This window comes from Polaromonas sp. YR568 (assembly GCF_943369675.1).
Taxonomy (GTDB): domain Bacteria; phylum Pseudomonadota; class Gammaproteobacteria; order Burkholderiales; family Burkholderiaceae_C; genus Polaromonas.
In genome coordinates, this window is the sequence record NZ_CALROB020000014.1 from 64,420 (window position 1) to 76,688 (window position 12,269).

14 protein-coding genes and 1 tRNA gene are annotated in these 12,269 nt (G+C 62.9%); 5 read left to right on the forward strand and 10 right to left on the reverse strand.

Annotated elements, in window-relative coordinates; all coding sequences use genetic code 11:
• Positions 1–21: 21 nt before the first annotated feature.
• Positions 22–774 carry a glycerophosphodiester phosphodiesterase gene (gene ugpQ, locus ACLV8F_RS09715; RefSeq protein WP_411884026.1) on the forward strand — a complete coding sequence of 251 codons (753 nt, stop codon included), beginning with the start codon at positions 22–24 and terminating at the stop codon, positions 772–774.
• 4 nt (positions 775–778) lie between these two features.
• Here ugpQ and ACLV8F_RS09720 read toward each other — a convergent pair whose 3' ends face one another.
• Positions 779–1,069 (reverse strand): hypothetical protein, encoded by a 291-nt coding sequence (locus ACLV8F_RS09720; protein WP_411884027.1) that lies wholly within the window; start codon positions 1,067–1,069, stop codon positions 779–781.
• 120 nt (positions 1,070–1,189) lie between these two features.
• Here ACLV8F_RS09720 and hemA point away from each other — a divergent pair, with 120 nt between their 5' ends.
• From hemA to grxD, 4 genes are all read left to right on the forward strand, one after another.
• Complete coding sequence (gene hemA, locus ACLV8F_RS09725; RefSeq protein WP_411884028.1) at positions 1,190–2,479, forward strand: glutamyl-tRNA reductase; 1,290 nt, start codon at positions 1,190–1,192, stop codon at positions 2,477–2,479.
• 94 nt (positions 2,480–2,573) lie between these two features.
• Complete coding sequence (gene prfA, locus ACLV8F_RS09730; RefSeq protein WP_411884029.1) at positions 2,574–3,695, forward strand: peptide chain release factor 1; 1,122 nt, start codon at positions 2,574–2,576, stop codon at positions 3,693–3,695.
• Between the two features lie 20 nt (positions 3,696–3,715).
• Positions 3,716–4,603 carry a peptide chain release factor N(5)-glutamine methyltransferase gene (prmC, locus tag ACLV8F_RS09735; protein WP_411884030.1) on the forward strand — a complete coding sequence of 296 codons (888 nt, stop codon included), beginning with the start codon at positions 3,716–3,718 and terminating at the stop codon, positions 4,601–4,603.
• 114 nt (positions 4,604–4,717) lie between these two features.
• Positions 4,718–5,047 carry a Grx4 family monothiol glutaredoxin gene (gene grxD, locus ACLV8F_RS09740; protein ID WP_411884031.1) on the forward strand — a complete coding sequence of 110 codons (330 nt, stop codon included), beginning with the start codon at positions 4,718–4,720 and terminating at the stop codon, positions 5,045–5,047.
• Between the two features lie 51 nt (positions 5,048–5,098).
• Here grxD and ACLV8F_RS09745 read toward each other — a convergent pair whose 3' ends face one another.
• The 9 genes from ACLV8F_RS09745 to ACLV8F_RS09785 form a co-directional block, all read right to left on the reverse strand.
• Positions 5,099–5,377, reverse strand: coding sequence for a hypothetical protein (locus ACLV8F_RS09745; protein ID WP_411884032.1), 279 nt, complete (start codon positions 5,375–5,377; stop codon positions 5,099–5,101).
• A 64-nt stretch (positions 5,378–5,441) separates the two neighbouring features.
• The gene (locus ACLV8F_RS09750; RefSeq protein ID WP_411884033.1) at positions 5,442–5,648 is read right to left on the reverse strand and encodes a DNA gyrase inhibitor YacG; all 207 of its coding nucleotides are present in this window, start codon (positions 5,646–5,648) and stop codon (positions 5,442–5,444) included.
• A gap of 72 nt (positions 5,649–5,720) precedes the next feature.
• Positions 5,721–6,476 (reverse strand): cell division protein ZapD, encoded by a 756-nt coding sequence (zapD, locus tag ACLV8F_RS09755; RefSeq protein ID WP_411884034.1) that lies wholly within the window; start codon positions 6,474–6,476, stop codon positions 5,721–5,723.
• Positions 6,477–6,521: 45 nt separating this feature from the next.
• A complete protein-coding gene (coaE, locus tag ACLV8F_RS09760; RefSeq protein ID WP_411884035.1) occupies positions 6,522–7,133 on the reverse strand; it encodes a dephospho-CoA kinase in 612 nt (203 codons plus the stop codon).
• 4 nt (positions 7,134–7,137) lie between these two features.
• Positions 7,138–7,989: a prepilin peptidase gene (locus ACLV8F_RS09765; RefSeq protein WP_411884036.1), complete on the reverse strand. Its 852-nt coding sequence runs from the start codon at positions 7,987–7,989 to the stop codon at positions 7,138–7,140.
• Positions 7,989–9,206, reverse strand: a complete 1,218-nt coding sequence (locus ACLV8F_RS09770) for a type II secretion system F family protein (RefSeq protein WP_411884037.1) — start codon at positions 9,204–9,206, stop codon at positions 7,989–7,991. Before ACLV8F_RS09770 ends, ACLV8F_RS09765 begins: the two co-directional genes overlap by 1 nt.
• Before the next feature lie 84 nt (positions 9,207–9,290).
• On the reverse strand, positions 9,291–11,024 hold the full coding sequence (gene pilB, locus ACLV8F_RS09775) for a type IV-A pilus assembly ATPase PilB (protein ID WP_411884038.1): 1,734 nt from the start codon (positions 11,022–11,024) through the stop codon (positions 9,291–9,293).
• A gap of 128 nt (positions 11,025–11,152) precedes the next feature.
• A tRNA-Pro gene (locus ACLV8F_RS09780) sits at positions 11,153–11,229 on the reverse strand.
• 15 nt (positions 11,230–11,244) lie between these two features.
• The gene (locus tag ACLV8F_RS09785) at positions 11,245–12,228 is read right to left on the reverse strand and encodes a polyprenyl synthetase family protein (protein WP_411884039.1); all 984 of its coding nucleotides are present in this window, start codon (positions 12,226–12,228) and stop codon (positions 11,245–11,247) included.
• Positions 12,229–12,269 lie beyond the last annotated feature (41 nt).

Here is a 12,269-nt window from a genome sequence, read left to right on the forward strand (position 1 = left end):
ACCGCAGTTCCTGAGAACGCCATGACGAATCCCGTATCCGCCACCAACTGGCCCTATCCCCGCTGGGTGGCGCACCGCGGCGCGGGCAAGCTGGCCCCCGAAAACACCCTGGCCGCTTTCATGCTGGGCGCCAGCCACGGCTACCGGATGTTTGAGTGCGACGTGAAGCTCAGCGCCGACGGCATCCCGTTTTTGCTGCACGACGCCACGCTGGAGCGCACCAGCAATGGCAAAGGCGTGGCCGGCGAGCTGAGCTGGGAGGCACTGGCGAAGCTGGATGCGGGTGCCTGGCATTCGCCGGCCTTTGCCGCCGAAGGTTTGGCAAGCTTCGAGCGAATTGCCCGCTTCTGCCTGGACAAGGGCTATTTCCTGAACATCGAGATCAAGCCCACGCCGGGCGCGGAAAGCCATACCGGCACCGTGGTGGCCAACGAGGCGGCCCGGCTGTGGCAGGGCCAGGCCGTTCCCCCGCTGCTGACGTCTTTCCAGCCGCTGTCACTGGAAGCCGCCCAGGCCGCCCAGCCGCGGCTGCCGCGCGGCCTGCTACTCGACCAGTTGCCCGCAAACTGGCTGGAAACCGCCACCCGGCTGGGCTGCGTGGCGATTGTCTGCAACCACAAGCTGTGGAGCGCCGACACGGTGGCGCAGGCCAAAAAGGCCGGCTTCAAGTTGCTGAGCTACACCGTCAACGACGAGGCCAATGTGCAAAGGCTGCTGGCGCTGGGCACCGACGGCATCATCACGGACGCCGTGAACGTCTTCAAGCCCGACTAGGCTTTTACGCCTTCCACGCGCCCAGCAAGACCCACTGGCAAAGCGCCGCACCGGCCACCATGGCGGCATAAGTCAGCATCTTCCCGTCGTGGCCGAAAAACACCAGGCCGGCGGCCAGCACCACCACATTCGCGGCAAAAACAATGGATGCCTGCGCCCACCAGGTGGCGGCCATGGGGGTTTTGGACCGGAATACACTGCCAAAGACACGGCTGGACAGCACCAGCAGCAAGGCGACGGCAGCGGCCGGCAAAACGAAGTTGAGCAGGTGATTGGCCAGCAGGTAAAAGGTCATGCGCGTGCGGGTGGTGGGGAAATCGCCGGGGAAGGTGCCAAAACAAGCCCCAAAAAGGGCTATCAGGGCAATTGTCAGGGCTTCCCGCCGGAGTGAGCACTTCAATTTTATAATCGGCGGATGTCAGTCTGGGCCCTTGGGCTAAACCATAACACCGCACCCCTCGATTTGCGTGGACGTTTTGCCTACGCCCTCGACCAGGTCGAGCCCACTTTGCGGGGCCTGCGCGCCTCGCTGGCCCGCCAGCCCGAGGCCACCCTGCTCTCGACCTGCAACCGCACCGAAATCTACGGCGCCGGCGACAACAAGGACATGGACCACACGCTGGAGTGGCTGGCGCACAACGGCGGCGTCTCGCCGGCCCTGCTGCGCTCGCATGCCTACACGCTGCAGGGCGACCAGGTCGCCCGCCACGCCTTCCGCGTGGCCAGCGGGCTCGACTCCATGGTGCTGGGCGAGCCGCAAATCCTGGGCCAGATGAAAGACGCGGTGCGCGCCGCCGAAGTCGCCGGTGCCATGGGCACCACGCTGCACCAGTTGTTCCAGCGCTCCTTCGCCGTGGCCAAGGAGGTGCGCAGCAGCACCGAGATCGGCGCCCATAGCATCAGCATGGCGGCCGCCAGCGTCCGCCTGGCCGGACAGCTGTTTGAAGATTTGAGCGACATCAAGGTGCTGTTTGTCGGCGCCGGCGAAATGATCGACCTGGCGGCCACCCACTTCGCCGCCAAGAATCCCAAGGCCATGGCTATTGCCAACCGCACGCTGGAGCGCGGCGAAAAGCTGGCCGGCCGCTTCGGCGCCGAAGTCATGCGCCTGGCCGATTTGCCCAGCCGCCTGCACGAATTCGACGCGGTGATCAGCTGCACCGCCAGCACGCTGCCCATCATCGGCCTGGGCGCGGTCGAGCGCGCCGTCAAGCTGCGCAAGCACCGCCCCATGTTCATGGTCGACCTGGCCGTGCCGCGCGACATCGAACCCGAAGTGAAAGCCCTGCCGGACATCTACCTCTACACGGTGGACGACCTGGCGCACGTGGTGCAGACCGGCAAGGACAGCCGCAAGGCCGCCGTGGCGCAGGCCGAGGTCATCATCGACGCCGGCGTGCAGAACTTCATGCACTGGCTGGGCCAGCGCCGCAGCGTGCCGCTGATCCAGCAGCTCAATGCACAGACCGACGAGTGGCGCGCCGCTGAAATCGTGCGGGCCAAAAAACTGCTGGCCCGGGGCGAACCCATAGACACCGTACTGGATGCGCTGACACGCGGCCTGACCCAGAAAATGCTGCACGGCACACTGGCCGAGCTGCATGCGGGCGATGCCAGCAGCCGCGAAGCCACGGCGCAGACGGTCTCCCGGCTGTTCTTGCGCGGCCAGCCGCCCAAAATCAAGCCCGACGACAAAGAGCGTTAGCGCCCACTCAGCGCTGACTTCTCCCGCCGGCGCCTGCCGGCGTCCTTGTCGACGGCCTCGCGGCACCCTTTTCGGCTTTTCCAGCCCCTCTTTCATGAAACCCTTTCTTCGCCAAACCCTGGACCGCCAGCTTCTGCGGCTGCATGAGCTGGACGCGCTGCTGTCGGCCAGCGACGTGGTCAGCGACCTGGACCGCTTTCGCGCGCTGACCCGGGAACATGCCGAAGCCAGCGTGCTCGCCGAGCAGTACACGCGGCTGACCGGCCGCGAGGCCGACCTGGCCGGCGCTGAAAGCATGCTGGCCGACGCGAAAGACGACCCCGAGATGGCCGCCATGGCCGAGGAAGAGATCGACGCGGCCAAGGCCGACATCGCGCGGATCGACGAAGCCCTGCAATTGATGCTGATCCCCAAGGACCCGGACGACCTGCGGCCGGCTTTTGTGGAAATCCGCGCCGGCACCGGCGGCGACGAGTCGGCGCTGTTCGCGGGCGACCTGTTCCGCATGTACACCCGCTTTGCCGAGCGCAACCGCTGGCAGGTCGAGATCATCAGCGAGTCGCCCAGCGAACTGGGCGGCTACAAGGAAGTGGTGTTGCGCATCGAGGGCACCGCCGATTCCATGGGCGTGGGCGTCTACGGCAAGCTGCGCTTTGAATCGGGCGGCCACCGGGTTCAGCGTGTGCCGGCCACCGAAACCCAGGGCCGCATCCACACCAGCGCCTGCACCGTGGCCGTGATGCCAGAGCCGGACGAAGCCGTGGCCATCCAGATCAACCCGGCGGACCTGCGCATAGACACCTATCGCGCCAGCGGCGCCGGCGGCCAGCACATCAACAAGACCGACTCGGCCGTGCGCATCACGCACATCCCGACCGGCATCGTCGCCGAGTGCCAGGAAGGCCGCAGCCAGCACAGCAACAAGGCCCAGGCGCTCAAGGTGCTGACGGCCCGCATCCATGAAAAAGACCGCGCCGAGCGCGCCGCCAAGGACGCGGCCATGCGCAAGGGCCTGGTCGGCACGGGTGACCGCAGCGACCGCATCCGCACCTACAACTTCCCGCAGGGGCGCCTGACCGACCACCGCATCAACCTGACGCTCTACAAGCTGCTGGCCATCATGGAAGGCGACCTGAGCGACGTGATCACCGCACTGCAGGTGGCGCGCGGCGCCGAACAGCTCGCCGAGCTGGAAGCCACGAACAGCGGGCTGTGAGCCTTCACCGCTTCCCGGCCATGAATCCACCCACATGCGCGCACGCCCTGGCCGCCGCCCAGGCCCAGGGATTGGACCGGCTGGACGCCCAGCTCCTGCTGCTGCACGCGCTGGGCAAGCCCGGTGACGCGCGGGCCTGGCTGTTGGCGCATGACACCGATGTTTTGCCGGAAAAACCCGCCGAAGATTTCCGCGCCATGTGCGCACGCCGGGCGGCCGGTGAACCCCTGGCCTATATCGTCGGCAGCAAGGAGTTTTTTGGCCTCACGCTGCAGGTGGACGCCCGTGTGCTGGTGCCGCGGCCCGACACGGAAACCCTGGTGGACTGGGCGCTCGAATGTTTGAAAGCCCCGGCGATGCCTCCGAAGCCCGCCGTGCTGGACCTGGGCACGGGCAGCGGTGCCATCGCGCTGGCCATCGCGTACAGCCTGCGAGCGACCGCCCACCAAGCCAGGGTTGTGGCGGTAGATGCGAGTGCGGATGCGCTGGACGTAGCCCGTGACAATGCCGGCCGTTTGGGCTTGAGCCTGGACTTCATCCAGAGCCACTGGCTGAAAGAAGTTGGCGAACACTTTCACTTGATCCTCAGCAATCCGCCCTATATCGCCAGCGCCGACCCCCACCTGGAAGCCTTGGCCTATGAGCCGCTGACCGCCCTGGCGGCCGGCGAGGACGGCCTGGACGACATCCGGGAGATCGTCCGGCAAGCGCCAGGACATCTGCTTGCGGGCGGCTGGCTGCTGCTGGAGCATGGCTATGACCAGGCCGAAGCGGTGTGCGCCCTGCTTGCACAGGAGGGCTTTGTGCAGGTCCAGAGCCGGCTGGACCTGGCCGGCATCGCGCGATGCTCCGGCGGGCTGTGGCCGGGCGGGCAGGGAATCGGCGCGGGATTTCAAACGGCGGGATAATCAGCCGGTTGAATTCTGGTTTCCAGATTCCATCTAATTGAGTAGCCCGGCTTCGGCAATCAGGAGCCTGGCATGGGCAGCAAGCCTTTACCCCGGATTTCAAAGGATTTCACCATGAGCAGCACAGACCCCACCCAGCAACGCATCGCCGAAATCGTCAAATCCAGCGACGTGGTCCTTTTCATGAAGGGTACGGCCCAGTTCCCGATGTGCGGTTTTTCGGGCCGCGCCATCCAGGTGCTCAAGGCCTGCGGCGTGAACAAGCCGGCCACCGTGAACGTGCTGGAAGACGAGGAAATCCGCCACGGCATCAAGGAATTCAGCAACTGGCCCACCATCCCCCAGCTGTACGTGAAGGGGGAATTCATAGGCGGCTCGGACATCATGATGGAGATGTACCAAAGCGGCGAACTCCAGCAGGTGCTGGGAACGCCCGCAGCCTGAGGGTTGAAGGCTAAAGCGCGCATCCGGTGGATCGCGCTTTTTAAAAGCCAATCAGCGTGTGTAGCCCGAGCACGCGCCCGCGTCCACACCCCCCTTGCATTCGCGCTTGAGCCTCGCGGTGCGCTGGGCGGGCGTTTCGCCGGATCCGGGGATAAACGTGACTTTTCCGCTCCCGCTGGCAGCGCCGGATTTGGCGGTTTTTTTCGATTTTGATTTGGCGGGCTTGTCGCCCTCCGGCGCCGGCTGGGTTTGCGCCTGGGTATTGCTTGCCGCCAAGGCGGCCATCATGACCACGGCCACCACGTGACCCATCAAAGACTTTCTGTCCATTTTTCTCTCCCCTCTTTTTTTACTCACACCAAAACGCGGGTGACACCGCGTGATCCGTCAAATTTTATTGGCGCTTCGGGTCGCCGAACACCTCGTCATCGAGTGGCGCATCCGCGGGCAAACGAAAACCTTCGCTAGCCCAGGCGCCCAGGTCGATATTTTTGCAGCGCTCACTGCAGAATGGGCGAAACGGGTTGCTGGGCGCGTAAACGCTCTCGCCGCCGCAGCCGGGACATACGACCAGCTTGACGGGTGGGGAATCTTTTTTCATCGCAGGCATGTTTCAGGACAGGTCTGAGGGATCAAACGGATGGGATGGCCAGCAGTCGGCGGCGCCCGGGGATCAGGAGCAAAGCGTCAGCTCAAAGGCCGAGTCTTCGGTGCTGGCATGCAGCCTGTCGTCGCTGCCGTGGCGCATGAGGCGCACGGACACGATCAGGCGGTTGCCGCTGATTTCCGGGATCAGGCCCAAGGCGGGATCAATCCTGAGGCGCAGGAGCTGGAAAGTGCGCCCTTGCGGCAGTGTCTGCTGGTATTGCCCGGCCGGCGCCACCACTTTTTGCGGGGCGCCGGAATCACGCAGCAGCGTCAGCAGCACGCGTATGGACTCGGCCAGCGGCACCAGCGGCGTGATCCAGCGTTGCAGGTCTTGCTGGCGCACGCCGGTTTGCAGGTGTTGCCACGCATAGTAGGCCGGCAGGTCGAATTCGCAGGTTCCGCCGGGGATGCCGACTCGGCTGCGAATGCTCATAAGCCAATCGTTTTCTGTCAGGGACTGGCCGGCCTTGCCCGGCAGGCCGTTCAAGGCCGAAAAACACCCCTCAAGCTGGCCGGTCACCTCGTCAAGCACGGCTTCGGAAATGGCCGGATTGCCGCGGTAGCCGTTGAGGACATGTTTTTGTTTTTCGAGGTCCTTGAGGACGTCGGTCTTCAGGTCCGCCCGCGCGCCCACGTCCATGATTTCAAAGATGGTCGTGATCGCGTAGTGGTGATCCGTCGGGCTCTCCCGCTCCACCAGTTCGCCAAGGCGGCGGAACAGGTGTTCAAGTCGCAAATAAGTGCGTATGCGTTCGTGGAAAGGATACTCGTAAAGGATCACAGCGCTATATTTTCGTCGGCTTCAATGAGGAGGTTTGTTTGCGCATCATAGCCCGAAGCGAGCGGCCAACCGCCGCACCTGGAGATCCAGGGCGTCCAGCGGCAAACCATCGTTGTACAGGCACAGATCGGCCGCCGACAGGCGCTGCGCGCGGCTGGCCTGCCCGGCGATGACTTTCTCCACGGCCTCCCGGGGCCAGCCATTGCGGGCCATGACCCGGCTGACCTGGGTAGCTTCGTTGCAGTCCACGACCAGCACCTGGTCCACCTGCTGCCGCCAGCGACCGGACTCCACCAGCAAGGGGATATCAAATACCACGCACGCGCTGCCGGCGCCGACAGCCTGTCCGTATTGCCGTATGGTTTCCTGGCTCACGAGGGGATGGACGATGGACTCCAGCCGCCGCCTGGCGGACGCATCGGTAAATGCCAGTTGCCGCATCATCTCCCGGTCCATGGCGCCATCGGGCGTGACGAACTGGCCCCCGAATTGCGCAGCGATTTCCTTCACGGCGGCCCCGCCGGCGGCCGTGACCGCGCGGGAAATCGCATCGGCGTCCACCAGCGTTGCGCCGCACGCCACCAGGGTGCGGGCAACCGTGCTTTTCCCGCTGCCTATACCGCCGGTCAGTCCGATGCGCAAGACTGCACCGCCCATGGCATCACAAGCCCACGAACCGCAAAATCGACTGAGGCCCGAACACCATGGCCGTAAATCCCGCCCCCGCCAGGAAAGGGCCGAAGGGGACATAACCGCCTTCGCGCAAACCGCTGGAAAATTTCATCGCAATGCCGATCACGGCGCCGATCACGGAGGCCATCAGGATCATAGGCACCAGCGCCGCCCAGCCGAACCAGGCGCCAAGCGCTGCGAACAGCTTGAAGTCACCATAGCCCATGCCGTCCTTGCCGGTCACCAGCTTGAACGCCCAGTAGACCAGCCACAGGGACAGGTAGCCGGCAACCGCGCCCCACAATGCCGCCGTCAAGCTGACCAGGGGATTCCATTGCAGGGAGGCGACGATCAAGCCGGCCCACAGCAAAGGCAAGGTGATGTCGTCCGGCAGCAGGGTCGTGTCCCAGTCAATGAGGGCCAGCGCCAGCAGCGCGGCGGAAAACCCGCACCAGGCCAGCGCGGTCAGCGACCAGCCCCAGCGCCACGCGCAAAAAAAGAACAGGGCGCCCGTTACCGCTTCCACGATCGGGTAGCGCACACCGTAGGGGGTGCCGCACACTGAGCACTTGCCTCGCAGGAACAGGTAGCTGGCCACCGGAATGTTTTCATACCAGCGTATGACGTGGCCGCAACTGGAGCAGCGCGAACGCGGAACCAGCAGGTTGAATTTTTCGGTGGGCCCGGGGGAGTTTCCGGTCAGTTCCGCGCATTCCTGCGCCCACTGCCGTTCCATGATCTTGGGCAGGCGGTAGATGACGACGTTGAGAAAGCTGCCGATCAGCAGCCCGAAAATACCGGCGAGCAGCGCATCCAGCGCCGGCCCCAGACCAGGCTCCATTAAACGACGGAGCCCAGCTTGAAGATGGGCAGGTACATGGAGACCACGATCCCGCCAATGAGGGTGCCCAGGATCACGATGATGATGGGCTCCATCAAGCTTGAAAGGCCCGCCACCATCTCATCGACCTCGGCTTCATAAAAATCGGCAGCCTTGCCCAGCATGTGGTCGATGGAGCCGGATTCTTCGCCGATGGCGCACATCTGCAGCACCATGGTGGGGAACAGGTTGGCATTGCCCATGGCTGCCGTCAGGCTGGTCCCCGTGGAGACTTCCTGCTGGATTTTTGTAGTGGCGTCGGCATACAGAGAATTGCCCGATGCGCCGCCCACGGAGTCCAGCGCTTCCACCAAAGGCACGCCAGCGGCAAACATGGTGGCAAGCGTGCGCGTCCAGCGGGCTATGCAGGATTTCTCGATCAGGGCGCCAAACACGGGTATCTTGAGCAGTACCCTGTCCATGACTTTCTGCATCCGCTCATTGCGCTTCCAGGCCTGGAGGAAAAAATAAATTCCCCCTCCGATGCCGCCGAAAATCAGCCACCAATAGGCCACAAAGACCTCGCTGATCGCGATGACGACCAGGGTGGGGCCGGGCAGGTCCGCACCGAAAGAGGAGAACACGGTTTTGAAAGCCGGAATCACAAAAATCATGATAACGGCGACCACCACGAAGGCGACGACCATCACCGAGATGGGGTACATCAGGGCCGACTTGATTTTCGATTTGATCGCCTCGGTCTTCTCCATGTAGACCGCCAGGCGGTCCAGCAGGGATTCCAGAATACCGGCGGCCTCGCCTGCCTCAATCAGGTTGCAGTAGAGCGCATTGAAATACAGCGGGTATTTGCGAAACGCGGCACTCAGTGACGTTCCGGTTTCCACATCGGTGCGCACGTCATTGAGCAGTTTCGTCACGCTGCCGTTGGGATTGCCGCGGCCCACGATGTCAAAGGATTGCAGCAACGGCACGCCGGCCTTCATCATGGTGGCCAGCTGGCGGGTGAAAATGGCAATGTCCTTGGGCTTGATGGACTTGCCGGAGCGCATCTTGCGTTTGCGAATCTTGACGGGCAAAACACCTTGCCGGCGCAACGAAGACTTGACCTGGTTTTCACCGGAAGCGCGGATTTCGCCGCGGATCTGTTTTCCGCCCCTGTCCTTGCCTTCCCACTCGAAAACAAATTCCTTGATGCCCTTGGATGCTGCAGTTGCCATGATGCCTTCTCGTTGTATGGACAGCCTCAGACCGCCCCGTCGCCACCGTCACGCCGCCCTGTTCCGGCTTTTAAGCACACCGGCTTAAACATTGGTGCACCCCAGAATCTCCTCCAGCGAGGTCAGGCCAAGTTTAACTTTGGACAGCCCCGATTGCCGCAGGCTCCTGACGCCCTCGGCTTCCGCCTGGGCCGCAATGTCCATCGCGCTGCCGTCGCGAAGGACGATACGCTGAATTTCCTCGGAAATGGGCATGACCTGATAAACACCGACCCGGCCTTTGTAACCATTCGTGCACATCGAGCAGCCAACCGGCCTGTAGGGCGTCCAGGAACCGTCGACATCCTCTTCCTTGAATCCGGCGTCCAGCAGGGTCTCGCGAGGGATATCCGTAGGGGCTTTGCAGTTGAGGCACAGGCGCCGCGCCAGGCGCTGGGCGGTGATCAGGATGACGCTGGAGGCAATATTAAAGGGCGCGATACCCATGTTGCGCATACGCGTCAGTGTCGTCGGCGCATCGTTGGTATGCAGCGTCGACATGACCATGTGACCGGTCTGCGCGGCCTTGATCGCGATGTCGGCGGTTTCAAGATCCCGAATCTCACCGACCATGATGATGTCGGGATCCTGCCGCAAAAACGCCTTCAGCGCGACCGAAAAGGTCATGCCGGCCTTGTCGTTCATGCTGACCTGGTTGACGCCAGGCAAGGTGATTTCGGCGGGATCCTCGGCCGTCGCAATGTTGACACCCGGCTTGTTGAGGATGTTCAGGCAGGTATAGAGCGACACGGTCTTTCCGGAGCCGGTGGGACCGGTCACGAGCACCATGCCGTAGGGACGCTGGATGGCCGCCAGCAATCGCTCTTTTTCAACGGGCTCGTAGCCCAGCGCATCAATGCCCAGCTTGGCGCTGCTCGGATCCAGGATACGAATGACGATTTTTTCGCCATACATGGTTGGCAAGGTGCTGACCCGAAAATCGATGACGCGGTCCGGGCCGATCTTGAGCTTCATCTTGCCGTCTTGCGGTACGCGCTTCTCGGAGATATCCAGCTTGGAAATAACTTTGATGCGAGCCGCCAGCTTCTCTTTGATGGCCACCGGCGGCGACGCGATTTCGCGCAATTCGCCGTCCACCCGGAAACGCACGCGGTAGGTATGTTCGAACGGCTCGAAATGCAGGTCGGAAGCCCGCATGCTGAAGGCGTCGAGCAGCATTTTCTGCAGGAATTTAACGACCGGCGCGTCTTCCACCTCGGAAACGCTGGTATCGCTATCCTCGGTCGATGCGTCGGTGCTGGCTTCATCAAACTCAAAGTCATCACCGATGATGCTTTCCATGGCCTCGGAGGCCGTGGTATTGGATGCCTCCACCAGTTTCGAAAGCTTGTCGTATTCGGCGATGACCCAATCCACCCCCATCTGGGTGGAGAACTTGATTTTTTCCGCAGCCTCCTGGTCGGAAGGGTCGGCTGTGGCGACTATCAAGCGGTTGTTGCGCTTGCTGAGCACAACAATGCGGTAGGTCGCACAAATCTTGTTGTCTAGCAACCCCTTGGGCAAGCGCTGTACGTCGATAGCTTCCAGGTCCAGCAGGGGGGCGGCAAATGCCGTGGACATGGTGTGGGCCAAGTCGAACGCGGATACCGCGCCGGACCCCGTCAGTTCGGCGATAAAACTGGTGCGGCCGGTTTGGGCCTTGCGAAAAATGTCTTCTGCGGCCTTTTGACCTAATTTACCGGCTATCACCAAGGCACGCCCCAAGCCGGGCAAGGCCATGGTAGGCGGGGGGTTGATAGCGGTGTCGACAGCGGCCATGGTTCTCGGGGATTAGCTCAAATGGGTATCATCGCCCATAGATTCGCGGGTGTAAATCGAAAACACCCGCAGGGCCCGGGCGGCGTTGGAACTATGCGAAGAAACGCACACTTACGATAAAAAAGGCTTGGTCGGGGTGAGAGGATTCGAACCTCCGGCCTCTACGTCCCGAACGTAGCGCTCTACCAGGCTAAGCTACACCCCGCCGTCGCGCAGCTCATCAGGATCGCCTCTCCAGCAATTGGGAGGCCAGCTGCGTCAAGGCATTACTGTAAATGTTTTGCGGCAATATCTGCAAGGCATTCAGCGCCCGCTGCGCCTCCACGGCTGCGGCGTCCCGGGTGGCCCGCAACGCTCCCGTGTGCTGCACGATCTCAATGATCTGCGCCATCTGGTCGGTACCGCCTGTTTCAATCGCCTGCCGGATGGTGGCCCGCTCCGCCTCGCTGCCGCGCTGCATCGCAATGATGAGCGGAAGTGTTGCCTTGCCCTCCCGCAAGTCATCGCCCAGGTTTTTACCCATTTCCGACACATCCCCGTCGTAATCGAGCACATCGTCGATCACCTGGAACGCCGTACCCAACGCCTGCCCATAATCGGCGCAGCTTTGCTCGATGGCAGGCGGCGACTGCGCCAGCAGGGCCGCCAGGCGGGCGCTGGCCTCGAACAGCTTGGCCGTTTTGGAACGAATCACGCGCAGGTAGCCGTCCTCGGAGAGCGCCGCGTCATGCATATTCATGAGCTGCAGCACCTCCCCTTCGGCGATCACGTTGGTGGCTTCCGCCAGCGTTTGCATGACGCGCATATCCCCTGCCTCCACCATCATCTGAAAGGCACGGGAATACAGGAAATCGCCAACCAGTACGCTTGCGGGATTGCCGAATGCCTCATTGGCGGTCGCCCGGCCGCGGCGCAAGGTGGATTCGTCCACCACATCGTCATGCAGCAGGGTCGCCGTGTGAATGAACTCAACGACAGCCGCGAGGTTATAGCGCTGCTCGCCGCGGTACCCCAGCGCGCCGCACATCAGCAGCAACAGGGCCGGACGCAGCCTTTTGCCGCCTGCCGCCACGATATAGCCGGAAACCTGGCTGACCAGCGGCACTTCGGACTTCAGGCGGCGCTCAATCACTGCGTCCATCCCGCGCATGTCATCGGCAATCAGGGCAAGGGCTGCGGCGGTGCTTGAAGAATTGGCAGACAAGAGGCGGTCCAGACGTTAAGTGTGGGCAGATTATAGGAAGC